Below are 19,764 nucleotides of genomic sequence, written 5' to 3'. Positions count from 1 at the left end.
AGATTAACAATTCTTACATTAAGAATTTGTAACCTAAACCAACTGTAAACAGGTTAGTGCTTGGTGCTGCAAAGTTTTTGCTGGATGCTTTGCTATAGCCAGCAATGTTCATGTACTGAAAGTTAACCGATAAACTTGGGTTAAAGTAGTACTGAACACCAGCCGCCCATAATGGATTCCAGTAGTTAGAGCAAGTAACGCCTGCTGAGCCATTAGTGCTACTAAAAGTAACACCTGCTGGAAGACCTTGAGCACGGTTATAAACATAACCAGCACCTAATTTACCGAAAATATAAGTATTTTCGTAAACAGGAGCACTCATTTTAAAGGCACCATATGCAAGACCAGAGTTCACAGAGGCTGTAAACGGTGTAGCTACACTTTGGCTATTAACTGCATTGAAAGTAGCATCACTTGTGTTGAAAGTAGCTTTAGCTCGTGGCAAGTACATCCAGCCAGCTTCAACAGCAAAGTATTGATTAAATTGATAACCAACATCAACACCACCCGTGAAACCGCCACGAAGATTAGAAGTGCTAGCTATACCACCTCCACTTACGTTTGATAAGTTCGAAATGCCAAAAGGAGTTGGTGCGCTTTTAAGCCAGTTACGCGCTGCGTAACCAACGTTACCTTCAAGATAAATCCCTGCATAACTAGGAGCTGGGGCATATTCCGGTCCGCCCGCTAATGCAGCAGCTGCAACACCTAAAGATGCAACACCTACTGCTGTGAGAGTCAATAATTTATTTACCGACATTTAATTCCCCTCTTTAAATCAAAATAAAAACAGAATTTACATAGGAAAAAGAATTTTAAACCTACTGTTATGTTAAATGCAACCATTAATTACAAATTGAAAATAAAAAACCGTAAAAATAGGTAAAAAAAAGCAGATATGTTTAATTAAAACGTTTAATAAACAACACCTTTTCTAAAAAATTATTTTTTATTTTTCTATCGAGAAGATTATGAAATATTAAGGTTTTATTAAAAATGCCTCTGGAAATTGCTTTAAAACCTTAAAACTCTTTAATAATTTCAATTACTTACTTATCGTGCTTGGGTTTTTTGTTTTTCGGGAATCGCCATTCCTGACTGCTAAATACGTTCATTGTACTTATGCTCGCAAAAAAGTAATCTCTACGCCGCAGTTGCATACCATTTAATTAGCTTAAAATAAATTTCGTGAAGGATTCTTAATCGGAATTAAAACAAAAATTTATAACCGACACCCGCTAAAATAATGCTCGCGGCCGGAACATTTAAACGATTGTTTGTAGTTGCTGGAATAAAGTGCTGATAACCAGGCACATACAAATATTGTGCGTTTATTGACCAATTTGGAGTGATGTAATATTGAATTCCAGCTCCAAATAGGGGTGTCCAGTAACGACCCGTAATAGGCAACGACTGCCCAGTAACAGGATTCACAGCAGCGGCATTCGCCGTTAATCGTGTTTGACGATACGCACCACCCACTTTTGCAAATATATACGTGCCATAATAAATTGGAATCGTCAGCTTACCAGCAAGATAAACAAACCAAGCCGTCGCTTTATCTGCAATAAAAGGCCCCACCGACACTACTACCGGTGCCGTACCTCTCACTTCTGGCAGATAATACCACCCTGCTTCCAGCAACCAATATTCATTGAATTGGTAGCCAATATCTGGTCCGACAGAAAAACCACCGAGCGTATTCGAAAGACCTGTTGAAAACTGACCACCAAAATTTGGTATTCCTAATGCGTAATTACGCCAGTCGATATGCGCATACCCTAAATTAAGTTCTAAATAAATTCCAGAATAATTTGGCGGTACATATTCGGGACCGCCAGCCATCGCGATCGTAGTAGTTAAACTCATTAGGATCACAGCAGATAGCGTTGTAAATCTTCTTACTAGCATTCGATCTCCCTCTCACGCACAAAAAATGTTAATTGATTTTACCGAAGCCACTATCAATAGACAACCAACGAAAAATCGGCTAAACAGCAAACTTATAACCTACACCAACAGTTACAATATTCGCATGAGGTACCGGTATTTTTCGAAATATTCCATCCAGTGGCCGTCGTGGGTAACCTGGCAGAAACATATACTGTGCATTTATTGACCAATCCCAATTAAAATAATACTGCAAGCCGAAAGCGAAGACGGGCGCCCAATAATCTGCTTTCTGTGGTAAACCCGACACAGGAATAAATGAAAAAGTAACTTCATTATCAAGATAGGCAGCACCCAGTTTTGCAGTAACGTATAAGTTTTGAATAATAGGATAAACAAACTTTAATGCAACGTAAGCTACGTAACGTGACCTAATTCTCATCAAGTTGCCATCCTGAATAATAACGCCAAGAGGCACATAATAATTCATGCTCGACAAACGCAGATACCCTAACTCTGCTGAAAACAAACGATTCCATTGATATCCAATATCAAAACCATACAAAAAAGGGACTGTTTATTAGTTTGTGTAAATCGCGTCAGTCAGAATTATGAATCAGCCATTGTGTTAACTGATTTTTTAATTTTATCAAAAACTACATTGCGTTCAAATTAATTTCCTCTCTTATGAATTTTAAGTTTTATACAAAATCCGCCAGGCGATCTTCAAACATAAGGGCAAAACGATTCATGGCGGCACCCCAGTCTCGAATCGGCATGGTCCATTTTTTGGCTATATTTTTTAACCCTAAATAGAGTTGTTTTAAAGCGGCATCGTCCGACGGAAAAACTCGTTTATTTTTAATAACTTTTCGGATACTCATGTTCAGTGATTCAATAGCGTTAGTGGTATAAATCACCCTCCGAATTTCTGCCGGATAAGCAAAAAATGGCACAATGCGCTCCCAATGAGTCAACCAACTTTTGGCAATCGAGGGAAATTCAGCATCCCATTTCTCAGAGAAACTCGTCAGCGCCAATTCTGCTTCTTCAACCGTACTGGCCGAATAAATAGCTTTTAAGTCAGCGGCCACTTCTTTTTTCTTTTTCCAACCCACATAGCGCAATGAATTCCGCACCATGTGTACAATGCAAAGCTGTACTTGAGTGTTAGTTGGACTTTGGATAAATAAAATCCCTTGCCAGTTAGGACAATAATCAAAAAATGTGAGTTTCTAAATCTTAAGCTGTTTTTTGCAGCAATTCGTAGAATTGCTCAGGTGTAAAATTTATTTTATCCAACCATGATTTTACTATCCCAATCAAATCCTCTATTTTTTCAGGGTCTGAGTTTTGCGTCTTTTCTTCAGTCCTCTGAATCGTTTTAATTTTTGAGTTGCTATTTTTGAAAATAGCAGGATGTCGCGTGCGTTTCCCCTGCGTATCACCTTTGGTTCTGCCTTGCGGATTACCGCGTGGTTTGCAGAGATTAGCAGGCGTGCCAACGGTATCAAGCACCGTAGAAAAACCCCGTTGCGTTTGTGAAGGGGTCGCAGTTATTGATGGTTTTTCGTTATCCACTTGGAAGCTCGGCAAATACCGCTCCCATTTTTTCGGTAAAATCGGGGCAAGATTCCTCGCTAGATAAAGTTGCGTATACGCTAATGCTGTCATCCGCCACCAATCTTCTTCGTGCTTAACATCCGGTGTTTGGTATCGGTCAAATAACAGTTTGTCTTTACCAAAACGAAAGTAGTGTTCAATGTCATAGCGTCTATCGTAATAGTGATACGCTTCTAATGCTGTGATTTCATTACGTCGTTCACCAGCGAGTCCTAACCAGAGTGGATTTTTATATAAAGATTTACCGTTAGCATCAACCGCAACCAATTGCACAACAGTAACAGGATGCTCATATCCTTTAAATTGCTTTGAACCACGCAGTAATTGGTCACGCCATATTTTAATCTCCAATTGGTAAGTTTTGCCACTGCGGGTTGTAATGGGTTGCTGCACAATCTCATCGGATTCACGGTGAGTCGTGCTGTCGTTTAGTTTCATCGCATCACCATAGCGTTTTATACTTCCTGAGGTATTATCTTCTATTGATGCGGGCGCGAAAACATTACGGGTACTGTTAAAACGGAAAAGATGTACCCAATTGGGATTTTCGCTAACCAGTTTACGGCAAGCTTCTGTACCATATTTTGAATCAGCCACGCTAACCACCAATTTATGAGTAAGCGCTAAGTCTGCAATACAACGGTTAATTTGCTGCATCCCAACTACATTGCCTTTTTCATCGCTTTTAACGCGCCTCGTATCCAGTGGAACTAACCAATGCTTTTCTTGAGCTGCACCATCATTGGGCAATAGTGATACCGTTGAATATTCATGTCCAATGGTAATCGGTTTGTTACCCGGTGCTGGATTAGGGCTGTAAACCACATGGCGATCTTCAACACAGTGTGCACTTTGACGCGACTGTGGTGTCGTATCCGCAATAATGATCACACGGTCATCGCTATGACTCACATGTTCATATTGTATTTTCATCATGCTATCCCAACAATTTGCTACCGACAAACCATCGCTAATCGCATCGGTAATACTACTGTATTCACGTTCAAAGTATGGCGATTCACATAATTCTATGGGTGTTTTGCAGCGATGGCCATGGCTTGAAAGGGCATCGAGTAAATTCATATTGGCATCGCGTCGCGCGGGGAAGATGTTGTAGAGGAATGTACGGAATTGTTTTAGTTTTTCTGTCGCTAACATCGTTTGTTCCTTATTTTATTTTTTCGAACAAACGTTGTTTACAACGTAAAATTTTTTTTCGGTTTCTATGTCAAGCAATTTTTAATTATTTTTATAAATTTATCCAAAGTCCAATGTTAGGATACACAGCGCCAATCGCATCAGGAAAGCCCGTTAGCCCGTCAACGCAACAAATCAGGATATCTTCTAGGCCTCGATTTTTTAACTCCGTTAATACATTCAACCAGAATTTAGCGCCCTCATTTTGGCTAATCCAAATACCTAGCAATTCTTTTTGCCCATCGATATTAATTCCTAAAGCCAAATACAATGCCTTATTGATAACCTTTTTATCTTGCTGCACTTTAATCACTAAAGCGTCCAAATACACAATCGGATACACCTTGTCCAACGGACGACTTTGCCAAGCCTTCACTTCTTCAATCACTTCGTTGGTTACTGTAGAAATGAGACTCGAACAAATAGTTGTGCCATACAAATCTTTCAACTGATCTTGAATATCACGGGTAGTCATACCCCGTGCATAAAGACTCATAATTTTGTCATCCAAATCATCAAAGCGGGTTTGATGTTTTGGAATCAATTGCGGTACAAACTCATTGTTACGATCACGAGGAACCTCAATGGTCATCTCGCCATCTGTTGTTTTGATCGTTTTTTGGCTGTGCCCATTGCGGGAATTACCACTATTGTGGCCAGACACTTCGTGTTTTGCATAACCCAGCGCGTCCGTCAGCTCCCCTTCCAGAATACGCTCCGTCAGTGCCTTTTTTAACTCCTTTAACAAACCAGTATCACCGAAAATATCAGATGCGGTCTTGGTATGTTTGAGAAAATATTCCACAACCTGTGGATCTAATTTATTGGTTTTCATTGCCATAGTCAAAGACTCCGTATAATTTTAACGACCTTTCCCTGACTATCGCATTTACACAATCTTATTTACAGACCCACAAAAAACCAGAATCACCATCAACAAATTTACCAAACGCCGTGCCACCTTGTGCAATGACAATATAATCTTGGAGCAAACCTTCCTGCTCCCAATCACGAAAAGCCACACCTAAATTTGCTTCTATATAAAAACCAGAATAAATCGGTGGCGGTGGAATATATTCTACACCGCCAGCTAAGACGGTCGTCATACCAATGCTAATAAAGGAAATGAATAAAAATGTGATTATTTTTTTAAACACGCTCGACTCCCTGTCTCAATGTGGTGGCAGCTCTAAACTTCAAAACGATAAGAATAACCAAGCGTAATCATGTTCACCGGCGGTGAAACCACTGCTCCTGCTGAGTTGCTCTTTCTTCCTGGCATATATATATACTGCATTAAGATCGACCAATTTGGGCCAAAATAATATCGCCATCCTAACGCACCCAGCGGTCTCCAGAGGTTATGTGAACCATCAGGCGCAAAACCACCTGGAGATGACTTAAATTTCAGATAGCGATAGGCCAATGCCAATTTACCAAAGAAATAAAACCGCTGAGATACAGGTACCGACAGCTTAAGACCAAAATAAGCAAACCATGATTGGACTTTAAAATTAATATTATTTAACGTGTTGTATTTTGCTTGCGGCAAATAATACCAGCCCAACTCAAAAGCAAGGTAGCGGTTATATTCATAACCTGTATCCGCCCCAATAGTAAAACCACCGCTGCCATTACTCGAGAAATTAAAGTTTCGCGTTGGATCAAAATCCTTCCAATTAATCGAGGCATATCCAGCATTGACATCCACATAAACGCCACGCGTGTAGTAACTGTTAGTTTTTGCAGTAGTATCTGCAACTGCTGAGCATGAATAAATTTCCATCAATGCAAATAAAGCAAATAGAAAGGCGCTGGAACAAAGTGATCGTTTTATAAACATTGATATCCCTCTCTATTGAAAAGAAACAACCTGAAGTTTGCAAATATTATCAATAAATGAAGCCAATTACTATGAAGAAGACCCAATCCCTAACCTACACTTCTACATATTGTTCCAACCCATGCAGCCATCGTCGCATAAGCGGAGCAACACGCTCAGGATGCTTTTGTACGATCCACTCACCGGCATGACGAACACGCGGCAATAAGGTTTTATCACGAAGTAAATCAGCGACTTGCAATCGTAACAGACCGGCTTGACGAGTTCCCAAAATTTCACCGGGACCACGCAGATTCAAATCTTCTTGTGCAATGACAAATCCATCATTGGTGCGCCGCATAATAGCCAAACGTTGTTCTGCCGTGCGCGATAACGGTTTTTGGTACAACAACACACAATGACTTTCTTGCGTACCACGACCAATCCTGCCGCGCAGTTGATGAAGCTGTGACAAACCCAATCGCTCGGGGTTCTCAATCACCATTAAATTGGCATTGGGCACATCAACACCCACTTCGATCACGGTCGTTGCCACTAATAAATCAATAGCACCCTTTTTAAAGGCACTCATCATAGCTTCTTTATCAGTAGCTTTTAACCGACCGTGGATTAAACCCACTTTTAAATTGGGTAATAATTGCTGCAATTCTTTTGCCGTTACCTCTGCTGCCTGACATTGCAATGCTTCTGAGTCTTCGATCAACATGCAAACCCAGTAAGCTTGCTGTCCCTGTAGGCAGCTCGCACGCACCCGATCGATCACTTCAGAACGACGTGAGTTAGAAATCAATAAAGTATTGATAGGCACACGCCCCGGCGGTAATTCATCAATGATTGATACATCCAAATCAACGTACGCTGTCATCGCCAACGTTCTTGGAATGGGCGTTGCTGTCATAATAAGTTGATGGGGATAACAATCGTCAAGAATTCCCTTTGTTTTTAGTGCCAATCGTTGATGCACCCCAAAACGGTGTTGTTCATCGATAACGACCAACGCCAAATTTGAAAACTCGACATCCTTTTGAAATAAGGCATGCGTTCCAATCACCACCTGATACTCACCAACCCGAATTTTTTTCAGTGCCTCGTTGCGCTCACGATGGGTTAGACTCCCTGACAGCCAGCCTATTTTAATCCCGAACGGAGCCAACCACGTATCGAATGATCTTAAATGCTGTTCGGCTAAAATTTCTGTTGGCGCCATGACTGCGGCTTGATACCCATTTTCCACAGCACGCAGCACAGACATGATAGCGACAATTGTTTTTCCCGAACCCACATCACCTTGAACCAACCGCAGCATAGGTGTTCCATTCACAATATCTTCATTAATCTCATGAATAACGCGTTGTTGCGCGGCCGTTAATTGAAATGGCAATAGTTTTTTCAAAGACGTTTGTAGATCATTATTGGGTTGTCCACATAAAACAGGCGCCTTGTGCTGTTTTATCTGGTTGCGTAAACGCTGCAATCCCAACTGATGCGCAATTAATTCCTCAAGTGCTAAGCGTTGTTGTGTAGGGTGTTGGCCATTCTGCAATAAATCCGTGGGCGCTTTTGGAGGCGGCCTATGGACATAGATTAAAGCTTCCTGCAACTGAGGTAATTGAAATTGACGCAATAAATCTTCTGGCAATAATTCGATATTATCTGCTTCTTGTTGCAATAAATCTAATGCTTGAGCCGTTAATTTCCGCAAGGTCGCTTGTTGTAATCCTTTCGTTGTTGGATAAATTGGCGTGAGCCTGTCCTCGAGTATCTGCGGTTCTCCTTCATTCACAATCCGATATTCGGGATGGACCATTTCTAACCCGCCATTATAATTCTGACGAACCTCACCAAAACAGCGTATTTGTAATCCCGGCGTCGATAAACGTTGTAGCTGAGTTGCATTAAAATGAAAAAAACGCAAAATTATAGTGCCAGTAGCGTCTATGACACGACAAATTAAATTACGGCGCCCACGAAAAACAACACTACCAAGCTGTATGGTGCCTTCAATTAACACTTGATCACCCGCTTTCAAGGAAGCAATCGATGAAATCCGTGTTCGATCTTGATAACGCAACGGCAAATGAAATAATAAATCTTGGACCTTGTGAATATTCAGACGAGATAAATGCTCTGCCACTCGCGGCCCGACACCTTTTAGGGAGTTAATCGTAAGACTCGCTAAGGATCTTTCTGCGTAATTTTCCATATTGTGCCACCTGACACCTCCTGAAAACCTATTCCCCCAATACCATCACAGCTTCAATTTCCACAGGCGCATTCAAGGGCAATTGCTTTACCGCGACCACCGCGCGTGCAGGATAAGGCTCTTGACAATACTCCGCCATCACCTCGTTCACTTCAGAAAAGTTATCCATGTCGGTAACATAAATCGTGAGTTTTACAACATGAGTTAAACTTCCACCCGCTGCCTTTGTAACGGCTGATAAATTTTCAAAGACCTGACGAACATTCGCTTTAAAATCCCCAGCAATTAACTCCATCGTTTCAGGCACCAACGGCACTTGTCCTGAGAGATAAACAGTATTTCCTGATTTAATTGCTTGAGAATAGGTGCCTACTGCACGAGGCGCTTTATCTGTACCAACAACTTGTTTCATATTATTTCTCCACTTTGATTACATTCGCGCTTCATGCAATACATTATACGCGACGCATAATTTTAACCACTTGTTTCACTTGACGCAGGCGTCGCAGCACTTGCGCTAAATGGGCACGATGGCGCACCATTAATTTAAATGTCACTATATAGTGTACGCCTTCACGTTCTTCAACATCGATGTCTTCGATATTGGCATCGGCATCCGAAACCGCCAATGCCAAGATGGCTAACACTCCACGCTCATTCAATACTTGGACTTTGATCAAAACAGGAAATTCTCCGGATGCTTGTTCGGACCAACGTAAAGGCAAGCAGCGATCCGGATAACGACGCAACTTAGTGATTCGTCGACAACCTTCAACATGCACCAATATACCCTTACCTGCATCGATGACACCAACAATCGGGTCACCCGGAATCGGATAACAGCACGTCGCAAAATTAATCACCATACCTTCTGTGCCTTTAATCATCAATGGCACCTCACTCGCCGGCTGTGCCTCTGTTTCCTCTGCCGGTGTCTCTTGTGCCACAGCGGCCATACGTTGGGCAACTAACGTCGCCACGCGATTACCCAATCCAATCTCTTCTAATAAATCATCGAATGTTTTGAGCTCTGTTTCTTTTAATACAAAATCGATGATAGGTTGGGGTAACCTTTTTAATGAAAAAGAATAAGTGGCGAGTGCTTTTTTCAATAACTGTTTGCCCAATGCGATGGATTCCGTGCGTCGCTGTGTCTTTAGAAAATGCCGAATACTACTGCGTGCTTTACTGGTCACCACAAAATCTAACCATGCCGGATTAGGGCGACCACTCGTTGAGGTAATCATTTCTACCGTTTGACCATTGGCAAGCGGTGAGGATAACGGTGCTATTTGTCGATCGATTTTTACAGCGACACAACTGTTACCAATGTCAGTGTGAACTGTGTAAGCGAAATCAACCGCTGTGGCGCCTGCGGGCAACTCCATAATGTCGCCCCGCGGCGTGAACACATAAACCTCGTCTGGAAATAAATCTATTTTAACACTTTCAATAAATTCCAATGGATTACCGGTTTGTTGCTGCAATTCTAATAAATTCTTTACCCACTCCTGGGCACGAATTTGTGTTCTATCCGCTGTTTGATCCTCACCACTTTTATAAAGCCAGTGCGCAGCAATACCGCTTGTAGCCATGCGATCCATTTCTGTTGTGCGAATCTGTACTTCAATCGGCAACCCATAGGGCCCAAATAAAGTGGTATGTAATGACTGATAGCCATTGGCTTTTGGAATAGCGATATAATCTTTGAATCGCTCGGGTACCGGTTTAAATAAACTGTGCACAACCCCAAGCACACGATAACACGTGTCAACATCATCAACGATGATACGAAATGCATACACATCCATGATTTCATTGAACGGTATTCGTTTGTTTTTCATTTTGCGATAAATACTAAAAAGATGCTTTTCACGACCGGTAATAACATATGAAGGTAAATTGCTTTGACTTAAGCCTTCATGTAAGGTTTTTTCGATTAATGCAAGGATTTTTTTGCGATTACCCCGCGCCCGTCGCACAGATTCTTTTAATATTTTGTGCCGCACAGGATATAAAGCGGCGAAACCTAGCTCCTCTAGCTCCACAGAAAAATCACGCATACCTAAACGCTTTGCGATCGGTGCAAAAATGTCTAATGTTTCTCGCGCAATACGTCGACGTTTAAGCGAATGCAATGAACCCAAAGTGCGCATGTTATGTAGACGATCCGCTAATTTTACTAAAATAATCCGGATGTCATGCGCCATGGCCAAGACCATTTTACGAAAATTTTCCGCTTGGGCTTCAGCACGACTTACAAATTCAATTTGCGTTAACTTACTGACACCGTCGACTAAATTAGCAACCTGTTCGCCAAATTTTTCTTTAATCGTCTCTTTCTCAACAGGCGTATCTTCGATGACATCATGCAAAAGGGCAGCCATGATAGTCTGATAATCCATCTTCATGTCCGCTAAAATACAAGCAACAGAAACTGGATGGCTAATGTAAGGTTCACCTGTTCGGCGCTTTTGTCCTCGATGCGCATCTAAGGCGAGCAAATAGGCTTGATGAATTTGTTCGACCTTGTCTTCATCAAGATAATCTAACTTTCGTCGCAGTCTTTTAAAGAGACGCAATGTTTACCCCCGTATCTACACAGGAGGGTTAGAGACAGCGTGTGGGAAACACACAAGTATTGAAATTTATACTTGTGTGTCTTCTGCCGAAGGTGTCGTCTCATCAGTTGCTGATAACACTTCTTTCGCAGCAGCTTCTTCTACTTCATCTGCGGCGTCAGCCTTTGAAGATTCAACATCGTATCCAGCAGCGATTTCTCGCAAGGCAATTACGGTTGGTTTGTCATTCTCTCTGGGCACCATCGGATCGGCAGCGCCCAACTCGAGGGCATGCGCCCGCTGAGAAGCCTTAATTACTAGCTCAAAACGATTCTCGACATGATCCAAACAATCCTCAACAGTAACACGTGCCATAATGATAACCCTCTTACTCTCTTATACTATTTTTCAAAACTTTAAGGCACCTCGGGAAGCTTGTTCCTGAGGTGCCCTACTAATTATTCTACTGCTTTTGCAGCAATTCTTCTAGCAAGTCAGCTAATACTTGCTGCTGAACATCCAACTGAAGGCGCTCAGCACAAACAATACACATCAGCTCACCCAATGCTTGATTAAAATCATCATTTACAACCAGGTAATTGAACTCTTTATAGTGCTCAAGCTCAGCCTTGGCCATCGCAAGCCGCTCCTCTACAACGGCAGGATCATCCTGCTGGCGCTTGAGCAAGCGCTCATGCAACGCCTTTATTGAGGGCGGCAAAATGAGTATCGATAACGCCGGAGGAAACAATCGCCGAATCTGCTGGGCGCCCTGCCAATCAATCTCAAGCAAGACATCAATCCCCGCATTCAATTGTTGGGTAACCCACTCCTTACCCGTCCCGTAATGATAACCATAGACTTCAGCGTGCTCAAGAAAGGCATCTTCTTTCTCCATTTGCTTGAATTTCGATTCATCGATGAAAAAATAATCGATACCCTCCTGATCCCCGGGACGCGGCGAGCGCGTAGTGTATGAAATCGATATTTTTAGATCATCGACTTTCTCCATGAGCGCGTTCACCAAGGTGGTTTTACCGGTACCCGAGGGTGCCGCCACGATAAAGAGGTTGCCTAGTTTACTCAATGTTCTGTACCTGTTCTCTCATTTGTTCAATTTGCACGCGAAGCTCGATAGCAGCCTGAGTGACCTCCGAATCAACCGATTTACTGCTAATCGTATTCGCCTCTCGGTTCAACTCTTGCATTAAAAAATCCAAACGACGCCCGACCACATCACCTGCTTTCAACACGCGCTGCACTTCAATAACATGAGCTTCTAATCGTTGCAACTCTTCTGCGATATCAACCTTTTGCGCCAACCAAACCATTTCCTGTTCGAATCGTTCTTTATCCAGGTTAACGGATAATTCTTCAAAGCGCGCCTTCATTTTTGTTTGACCCGTTTTCACGACAGTTGGCATACGTTTTTTAATAACTTCAATACCTTGTTGAATATTCTGAAGACGCTCTACAATAAATTTTTTCACGCCATCCCCTTCTCGCTGACGTGCAGCGACTAAATCTGACAGGGTTTGCTGAAGCAATTCCAACGTACCCTCACCGGCAGCATCCAAATTCGTGTCTTTTGTCTGCAAAATACCAGGCCATGCTAAAAGTTCAACCATATTAACTTGAGCGTTTGGGAATAATCCATTCACCGATTGTGCCGCATCTGCTAACTGCTGTGCTAACGACTGATTCACTGTAATATTAAATGGCACATCTTGACCCGGCTGGAATTTTAAAGTCGCCTCTACTTTACCGCGGCTAATAGATTTTTGTATTTGCTCACGAACCAATTTTTCATAGTTGCGCAAAGATTCCGGCATTCGAATTGATATTTCCAGATAACGATGGTTTACCGTACGTATTTCCCACGTAATCGCCCCCCAATTTGCTTCTTGGCTCTTTCGTGCAAAGGCAGTCATACTCGCAATCATTAATACTAGGCCCCGTATTGTTTTCTATAATTTGTTAGACATAATAACATATACAAATAGAAGGTGAATCATTCCATAATCACGGTTATTTCAACTGCAAAAAACTGGTATAGTTATGTTCAAAAAGATCGATGTTGCTGGACTGAAAAGCGATCTTAGAAAATTAGCGATAGCTTTCATCATTGGAAGCCTGACGGGCATATTTCTAAATCCTCATCATAAAATTTTTGCTCTTAGTGCACTTGTAGGGTTAGGAATAGTTCTCTGGTATATAGGATTAAGAAATTCGGAGTAAAGAACGAATGATTGACACATTAGCACCTTTTATAGGGATGGGAATAGTAAGTGCAGGCATTGCTATTATCTACTACTTAGCGATCAAGGGAGAAAAAGATTCCAAGAAAAAACCAACGATTATCATTCCACCTGGCTGCGAAAGATCCCTACGCAAACAAAAGAGGTAAATTATGCGACTCAGCAAACGTGCTGCCGATGAACTACGGCCCATTACTTTCCAACGTCATTTCACTCAACATGCAGAGGGATCGGTGCTTGTGAGTTTCGGTCATACCAAAGTTATTTGTAATGCCAGTATTGTGGAAGGTGTCCCACGGTTTTTGCGGGAAACAGAACAAGGTTGGTTAACAGCCGAATACGGCATGTTACCTCGCTCCACACATGACCGCATGGATCGCGAAGCTGCGCGTGGCAAACAAGGCGGCCGCACGGTAGAAATCCAACGCCTCATCGGACGCTCATTGCGCGCGGCTATCGATTTAACCGCACTGGGGCAATATACAATCACGATTGATTGTGATGTGATTCAAGCGGATGGCGGTACACGCACAGCGGCAATAAGTGGAAGTTGCGTTGCCATGATAGACGCATTGCGCCACTTGCAACGAAAAGGCCTACTAAAAACGGATCCATTAAAACATTTTGTCGGCGCTGTTTCTGTTGGCATTTATAACGGCACACCCATCTTGGACTTAGATTACGAAGAAGATTCCAAAGCACACACCGATATGAACATCGTCATGACCGATTCTGACGCATTCATTGAAATTCAAGGCACTGCCGAGGGCGATGCTTTTCACCATACAGAGCTAAATGCGCTGATCGACTTGGCTAAAAAAGGCATTCAAAAAATCATTGCCAAACAAAAAGAAGCGCTCCGCGAGGGTTGAGGCAATTTTTACAACTTATAATCATAGTCGATAATCAACGGCGCGTGATCCGAAAACCGTGTTGTTTTATAAATGCTAACTTTCTCGACTTTATTTTTTAAATTTGGCGTGATGATTTGATAATCAATGCGCCAACCGACATTTTTTTCGTACGCTCGCCCGCGATTAGACCACCACGTATATTGATCCGGCTTTTGGTTCAGCACACGAAACGCATCGACAAATCCAACTTTAGTAAACACATCATCAATCCATTCACGCTCCTCAGGCAAACATCCTGAATGCTTCTGATTGCTCTTAAAATTTTTAATATCAATTTCTTTATGGACGATATTCCAATCGCCACAGATAATAAAAGAACGTCCAGATTTATGGATTTTTTTTAAAATTTTCATATATCGATCCAGAAAATCAAACTTAACGTCTTGTCGCTCCGGCCCACTCGTGCCCGACGGCATATACAACGACGCCACGCTTAATTCCCCAAAATCTGCTTGGATATAACGACCCTCATCGTCGGCGGCGGACCAGCCCAATCCTGTACTGATCTTATCTGGCTCACAACGGCAAAAAATACCAACACCGCTATAGCCTTTTTTAACCGCATCAAAATAATAACAGTGATAACCCTTAGGCCGAAATTCTTCACCATCCAGCACACTCATATGCGCCTTGGTTTCTTGCAAACACACCACATCGGCGCGCTGCCTTTTCAGCCACTCAAAAAATCCTTTGCGGGCTGCTGCACGTATTCCATTCAAATTAGCTGATATTACTCGCATTCTTTTTTTCCTGATTGTTGTCTAAAGAGCGCTTCTAAAATCGATTTCAATTGCTTACGTATCGCAATTGAAGGCTATTTAATTAGCTATAGATTTCTAAAGGCGCTCTAAAACAAGTGATAATTTTTCAATAACCTCGTCAACAGTGATCAACGCCATCGCTTTTGGATCATGCACACGCGTTGCCCATGTTATTTTATTTGGGTCTTGCTGTAAAATTTGCTTAACCGCAGCAGGATATTTATTTATCACAAGCTCAGGCGACAAATAAGGGCCTGACAATTTTGGCGGTGCAACAGCATATAAACCAACAACAGGAGTCCCCAAAGCCGTTGCGATGTGTACGGGACCTGTATCAGGAGAAACAAGCGCATTCACAGAACCCAACAAGGCGGCTAATTGTTTCATTGAACTTTTTCCGACGAGATTCAGACAATCCGTTTTGCTTTTTTCAACAATTTGTTGTGTTAATCTTTTTTCTTCCTTGCTCAGACCACCCGTTAATACAACATTCACGCCCCAGCGTTTTGAAGCCTCATCAATCACTGCTGCATAACGATCAACTAACCAAAGGCGTTCTTTTTTACTCGCGGCCGGGTTTATTGCTATCCAAGGACCTTTTTTTAACGATAATTGTTGTTTCGCCCAATCCCAATCCGCCGACTCAATAGGCAAATCCCATTGCAACGACAAATCATCCACACCTAGCGCTCTTGCAAAACGCATAAAACCATCTAATAAATGCTCTTCTTGAAAATCAATACGACGATTAATAAAAAAACTGTGTCCATCACGCGAACGGACTTTGTCGAAACCAATTTTAATCGGCGCCTTAATCAACGGATAAATTAAATTGGCACGCAAACTAGCTTGCGCTGCTAACAACACATCAAAGCGATATTTTTTCAATTGCTGTTTGAGCCGCCAATAATCGCTTATTGAATTCGGTTTATCGATCACAATAAAATCCACACCCTTCAAGCCGTCCACTATCGAATAAGCGCTGCGATCGATAATCCAACTGATTTTCGCATCGGGATAACGGCGCTGAATCGCACGCACCACAGGCACCATTAAGACGACATCGCCCAGCGCTGACAAACGCAACACGGCAATGTGTTTAATATTTTTCAAATCAGAAAACATAGCCTTTTATCACCCGGCAAGATCAGTTATGCTTGAATCCCATGAATCAAGGCACAGAGATAGCAAAATTACTGCTCGAGATCAAGGCGGTTACCCTAAACCCAAGCCAGCCTTATCGCTATACATCGGGTATACTCTCACCCATTTATTGCGATAACCGCTTGATTATATCCTATCCTGAGAAACGAAAAATCGTCATCGATGCCTTTTTAAAACTCATCGAGGACAACCATCTTTCTTTTGACGTGGTTGCAGGAACTGCCACCGCCGGCATCCCCCATGCCGCTTGGATTGCAGACCGTTTGAATAAGCCTATGGTTTATGTACGCGACAAAGGCAAAGCACACGGCAAACAAAATCAAATTGAAGGCAAGATTGAAGCCGGACAAACAGCGCTGGTGATTGAGGATTTAATCAGCACCGGTGGAAGTTCGGTAAAAGCCGGCATTGCTTTACGGGAAGCCGGTGCACTCGTCAACGATTGCGTTGCTATATTTACCTATCAATTAAAAAAAGCCCATGATGCTTTTGCTGATGCTGACATCCATTTAAAAACTTTATCCGATTTTTCTACTTTAATTGATGTCGCCGCCAAAGAAGGCTACATCTCCGATAAAGAAAAGTCACAAGTGCTTGCTTGGAATAAAGATCCCGTTAAATGGGGGCAGTGAGTTTTAATTGCTTTTTTGTGCGGACATGCAGTCTCGCTATCTAACAATAATTTCAACTAACGCGGTTACTTCATCAGTAATTTGCTTCGGTGCTTTTTCAATGAATTTAGCTTGCCTTTGTAAAATATCGAGTGATTTTAATTGATACACCAAAACTGAACCAGATGTCATTAAACTATCCGGTAAAACAACTTCAAGCTTAATGCCTCGTATCGTACTCGTAATCGGCGCAACAACTGCTATTCCGAGATGCTTATTAAACGATTTTCGAGAAACAACAAATGCGGGCCTGCGCTTCATCATTTCTTTGCCGCGACTAGGATCAAAGTTTAGCCAGATGATATCACCCTTATCAGGGACATAAGCTGCCACTAAAATTCTTCCTTTCCGGTCGGCTTCTCATCAAGCCACTCACGATCCTCTTTGTTGATCGCTAGCCACTTTTTAGGACTTCCCGCAAGAAGATCATCTAGGGTCATTTTCTCACTAACAGGCGTCAACACAATCCTGTTGCTTTCTAATGAAAGGTCCAATGCAGAATCAGCATGTAAGCCCAGCGCCTTAAGGACCGCTTTAGGGATGCTTACAATATTTGCGCCCCCAGATTTTCGTATTATAAGACGAGTCATAGTATCACCTCATATTATACAATTATATAACACGAGCCTGGGTTTTACAAATGTAAAACTTAATGGGTTCGGGTGAATAATACCACCTAAAAAGGCAACTCCAACGAACCATCCAATTTTAACAACTGCTCACGAAATAGATTTTTAATTCGTTCTAAACCCGCTTCGGTGTCAGACTCAAAACGTAAAATTAAATAAGGCGATGTGTTTGACGGTCGAATCAAACCCCAACCGTCTTTAAATTCCACTCGCATGCCATCGATCGTATTGATTTGCGCATCACCAAAATCACCCTCTTTTGACAAGCGCTGCATAAAAGCTTTTTTGCTTTCTTCTGCCATTGGTAATTTTAATTCCGGCGTGTTAACACTATTGGGCAGAGCAGTAAAAATTTCGCTAATGGTGCGAGAATCATTCGATAAAATACGCAGCAATCGCGCCCCCACATAAATACCATCGTCAAAACCAAACCACTCATCTCTAAAAAAGATGTGCCCGCTCATTTCACCAGCCAATGGTGCATCCATTTCGAATAGCTTTGCCTTTATAACCGAATGTCCTGTGCGCCACATAACGGGATTGCCGCCATGTTCACGAATGATCTTGGGTAAGTTGCGCGAACACTTCACATCAAAAATAATATCTGAGCCCGGCAAACGCGATAACAAATCGACTGAAAATAACATCATTTGGCGATCTGGCCAGATGATTTCACCTTTATTTGTAATAACGCCTAAACGATCGGCATCACCATCAAATGCAAGGCCAATATCAGCCTTTGTCGATGTCACTTTTTTAATAATGTCGACTAAATTTTCAGGAATGGTGGGATCAGGATGATGATTGGGAAAACGGCCATCGACTTCGCAGTATAATTCGATCACCTCACAACCCATCCGACGGTAAAGCTCAGGCACAATATTTCCAGCAACACCATTACCACAATCAACAACCACTTTTAAAGGACGCGCTAATTTAATATGCGTCGTGACATAATCCATATAATCATCAATGATATCGACTTCTTTTAATCCACCCTTGCCCTGTTGAAAGCGTTGTTCGTAAATGCGCTGCTTAATTGCTTCAATGCCATCGGTCGTTAAGGTTTTACCATTTAACACGATCTTAAAACCATTATGAGCAGCGGGATTATGGCTCGCAGTAACCATCACACCCGAGCGACTCGTTAAGCGATTGGTGGCAAAATAAAGCAGTGGCGTTGGTACCATACCGATGAAAACAACATCCAAACCTGTATCATGCAATCCATCGATTAAGGCGTCCGTCAGCTCGGGCCCAGACAGCCGACCATCGCGACCCACAATAATTTCTGTTTGGTCAAGCTCACGCGCTTCACTGCCAACAGCCCGGCCAATAGCATAAGCGAGCTTTGGCGTTAAACCACCCTCACCCGCAGGCCCACGGATGTCATACGTTCGAAAAAGAGACGACTCAGTGTCGCCCAGAACTGCCGAATCCACCTTCACCTCGCTCGGATTGGTTAAACTCATTAACGATTTCAAAGTTTGCGCGCAACACCGGGACGATAACTAGCTGGGCAATGCGCTCCCCCGGTTGAATCGTATAAACTTCGCTACTGCGGTTCCAACAAGACACCATCAAGGGTCCTTGATAGTCAGAATCGATGAGACCCACTAAATTGCCAAGCACAATACCATGTTTATGGCCAAGGCCTGAGCGCGGCAATATCGTAGCAGCCATAGTGGGATCCGCTAAATGCATTGCCATGCCTGTGTTGATTAATTTTGTTTCACCCGGTTGCAGTGCCAAAGGCTCATCTAAACAAGCTCTTAAATCCATACCGGCTGACCCATCGGTTGCATAATTCGGTAATGGAAATTCTTTTCCTATTCGTGAATCTAATATTTTTAACTTTACTGGATGCATCTCAACTGTCCTCCATCAAAAAGGCAATGTAACCCGTATCGAAGTAAGCCTCAAGGGGTATGCTATACTGAAAATGAGCTTCACTTAGGGAAGAGCCCACCATGACTATTCATATTACCTTAAAACAATTAGAAGTTTTTGCAACGGTAATTAAAGAGTCAAGTTACACAAAAGCAGCTAA

At 42.4% G+C, this 19,764-nt stretch carries 22 protein-coding genes and 1 pseudogene; 3 read left to right on the top strand and 20 right to left on the bottom strand.

Annotation, left to right across the window (positions count from 1 at the left end; translation table 11 throughout):
• Window positions 1-13 precede the first annotated feature (13 nt).
• From ACJMKR_RS01725 to ACJMKR_RS01660, 14 genes and pseudogenes are all read right to left on the bottom strand, one after another.
• Window positions 14-760: an outer membrane beta-barrel protein gene (locus ACJMKR_RS01725; protein WP_423063513.1), complete on the bottom strand. Its 747-nt coding sequence runs from the start codon at window positions 758-760 to the stop codon at window positions 14-16.
• Between the two features lie 449 nt (window positions 761-1,209).
• Complete coding sequence (locus ACJMKR_RS01720; protein ID WP_423063512.1) at window positions 1,210-1,911, bottom strand: outer membrane beta-barrel protein; 702 nt, start codon at window positions 1,909-1,911, stop codon at window positions 1,210-1,212.
• Window positions 1,912-1,990: 79 nt separating this feature from the next.
• A complete protein-coding gene (locus ACJMKR_RS01715; protein ID WP_423063511.1) occupies window positions 1,991-2,455 on the bottom strand; it encodes an outer membrane beta-barrel protein in 465 nt (154 codons plus the stop codon).
• A 136-nt stretch (window positions 2,456-2,591) separates the two neighbouring features.
• A pseudogene (locus tag ACJMKR_RS01710) lies at window positions 2,592-3,059 on the bottom strand (transposase); the annotation flags it as partial.
• Window positions 3,060-3,132: 73 nt separating this feature from the next.
• Complete coding sequence (locus tag ACJMKR_RS01705; protein ID WP_423062352.1) at window positions 3,133-4,671, bottom strand: transposase; 1,539 nt, start codon at window positions 4,669-4,671, stop codon at window positions 3,133-3,135.
• Window positions 4,672-4,762: 91 nt separating this feature from the next.
• A complete protein-coding gene (locus ACJMKR_RS01700) occupies window positions 4,763-5,551 on the bottom strand; it encodes an IS256 family transposase (RefSeq protein WP_423063510.1) in 789 nt (262 codons plus the stop codon).
• 58 nt (window positions 5,552-5,609) lie between these two features.
• Window positions 5,610-5,867, bottom strand: coding sequence for a hypothetical protein (locus ACJMKR_RS01695; RefSeq protein WP_423063509.1), 258 nt, complete (start codon window positions 5,865-5,867; stop codon window positions 5,610-5,612).
• 32 nt (window positions 5,868-5,899) lie between these two features.
• Window positions 5,900-6,553 (bottom strand): outer membrane beta-barrel protein, encoded by a 654-nt coding sequence (locus ACJMKR_RS01690; RefSeq protein ID WP_423063508.1) that lies wholly within the window; start codon window positions 6,551-6,553, stop codon window positions 5,900-5,902.
• 94 nt (window positions 6,554-6,647) lie between these two features.
• Entirely contained in the window at window positions 6,648-8,756 is a 2,109-nt protein-coding gene (recG, locus tag ACJMKR_RS01685; protein ID WP_423063507.1) for an ATP-dependent DNA helicase RecG, read from the bottom strand.
• Window positions 8,757-8,784: 28 nt separating this feature from the next.
• Window positions 8,785-9,168 carry a RidA family protein gene (locus ACJMKR_RS01680; RefSeq protein WP_423063506.1) on the bottom strand — a complete coding sequence of 128 codons (384 nt, stop codon included), beginning with the start codon at window positions 9,166-9,168 and terminating at the stop codon, window positions 8,785-8,787.
• 43 nt (window positions 9,169-9,211) lie between these two features.
• Window positions 9,212-11,338 (bottom strand): bifunctional GTP diphosphokinase/guanosine-3',5'-bis pyrophosphate 3'-pyrophosphohydrolase, encoded by a 2,127-nt coding sequence (gene spoT, locus ACJMKR_RS01675; RefSeq protein ID WP_423063505.1) that lies wholly within the window; start codon window positions 11,336-11,338, stop codon window positions 9,212-9,214.
• Between the two features lie 66 nt (window positions 11,339-11,404).
• On the bottom strand, window positions 11,405-11,692 hold the full coding sequence (gene rpoZ / locus ACJMKR_RS01670) for a DNA-directed RNA polymerase subunit omega (RefSeq protein WP_423063504.1): 288 nt from the start codon (window positions 11,690-11,692) through the stop codon (window positions 11,405-11,407).
• An 88-nt stretch (window positions 11,693-11,780) separates the two neighbouring features.
• On the bottom strand, window positions 11,781-12,404 hold the full coding sequence (gene gmk / locus ACJMKR_RS01665) for a guanylate kinase (RefSeq protein WP_423063503.1): 624 nt from the start codon (window positions 12,402-12,404) through the stop codon (window positions 11,781-11,783).
• Entirely contained in the window at window positions 12,397-13,248 is an 852-nt protein-coding gene (locus tag ACJMKR_RS01660) for a YicC/YloC family endoribonuclease (protein WP_423063502.1), read from the bottom strand. The genes gmk and ACJMKR_RS01660 overlap by 8 nt, the downstream gene beginning before the upstream one ends.
• A gap of 314 nt (window positions 13,249-13,562) precedes the next feature.
• Here ACJMKR_RS01660 and ACJMKR_RS01655 point away from each other — a divergent pair, with 314 nt between their 5' ends.
• Both ACJMKR_RS01655 and rph read left to right on the top strand, forming a co-directional pair.
• Window positions 13,563-13,724 (top strand): hypothetical protein, encoded by a 162-nt coding sequence (locus ACJMKR_RS01655; protein WP_423063501.1) that lies wholly within the window; start codon window positions 13,563-13,565, stop codon window positions 13,722-13,724.
• Window positions 13,725-13,727: 3 nt separating this feature from the next.
• The gene (gene rph, locus ACJMKR_RS01650) at window positions 13,728-14,447 is read left to right on the top strand and encodes a ribonuclease PH (protein ID WP_423063500.1); all 720 of its coding nucleotides are present in this window, start codon (window positions 13,728-13,730) and stop codon (window positions 14,445-14,447) included.
• A gap of 8 nt (window positions 14,448-14,455) precedes the next feature.
• On the opposite strand, the gene ACJMKR_RS01645 is transcribed toward rph, so the two are convergent.
• Window positions 14,456-15,229 (bottom strand): exodeoxyribonuclease III, encoded by a 774-nt coding sequence (locus ACJMKR_RS01645; RefSeq protein ID WP_423063499.1) that lies wholly within the window; start codon window positions 15,227-15,229, stop codon window positions 14,456-14,458.
• A gap of 96 nt (window positions 15,230-15,325) precedes the next feature.
• On the bottom strand, window positions 15,326-16,375 hold the full coding sequence (locus tag ACJMKR_RS01640) for a glycosyltransferase family 9 protein (protein WP_423063498.1): 1,050 nt from the start codon (window positions 16,373-16,375) through the stop codon (window positions 15,326-15,328).
• A gap of 41 nt (window positions 16,376-16,416) precedes the next feature.
• Between ACJMKR_RS01640 and pyrE the strand changes: the two genes are divergently transcribed.
• Window positions 16,417-17,046 (top strand): orotate phosphoribosyltransferase, encoded by a 630-nt coding sequence (gene pyrE, locus ACJMKR_RS01635; protein ID WP_423063497.1) that lies wholly within the window; start codon window positions 16,417-16,419, stop codon window positions 17,044-17,046.
• Window positions 17,047-17,082: 36 nt separating this feature from the next.
• Here pyrE and ACJMKR_RS01630 read toward each other — a convergent pair whose 3' ends face one another.
• The 4 genes from ACJMKR_RS01630 to dut form a co-directional block, all read right to left on the bottom strand.
• Window positions 17,083-17,418, bottom strand: coding sequence for a type II toxin-antitoxin system PemK/MazF family toxin (locus ACJMKR_RS01630; protein ID WP_423063496.1), 336 nt, complete (start codon window positions 17,416-17,418; stop codon window positions 17,083-17,085).
• Window positions 17,418-17,675, bottom strand: coding sequence for an AbrB/MazE/SpoVT family DNA-binding domain-containing protein (locus ACJMKR_RS01625; RefSeq protein ID WP_423063495.1), 258 nt, complete (start codon window positions 17,673-17,675; stop codon window positions 17,418-17,420). The genes ACJMKR_RS01630 and ACJMKR_RS01625 overlap by 1 nt, the downstream gene beginning before the upstream one ends.
• A gap of 86 nt (window positions 17,676-17,761) precedes the next feature.
• Window positions 17,762-19,186, bottom strand: a complete 1,425-nt coding sequence (locus ACJMKR_RS01620) for a phosphomannomutase/phosphoglucomutase (protein ID WP_423063494.1) — start codon at window positions 19,184-19,186, stop codon at window positions 17,762-17,764.
• Window positions 19,128-19,583, bottom strand: a complete 456-nt coding sequence (gene dut, locus ACJMKR_RS01615) for a dUTP diphosphatase (RefSeq protein ID WP_423063493.1) — start codon at window positions 19,581-19,583, stop codon at window positions 19,128-19,130. The genes ACJMKR_RS01620 and dut overlap by 59 nt, the downstream gene beginning before the upstream one ends.
• Window positions 19,584-19,764: the final 181 nt, after the last annotated feature.

Source organism: Candidiatus Paracoxiella cheracis (assembly GCF_049348705.1).
GTDB classification, from domain to species: domain Bacteria; phylum Pseudomonadota; class Gammaproteobacteria; order Coxiellales; family Coxiellaceae; genus Paracoxiella; species Paracoxiella cheracis.
Note: the sequence above shows the minus strand (reverse complement) of the source record. Positions and strands in the feature narration are given on the sequence as shown.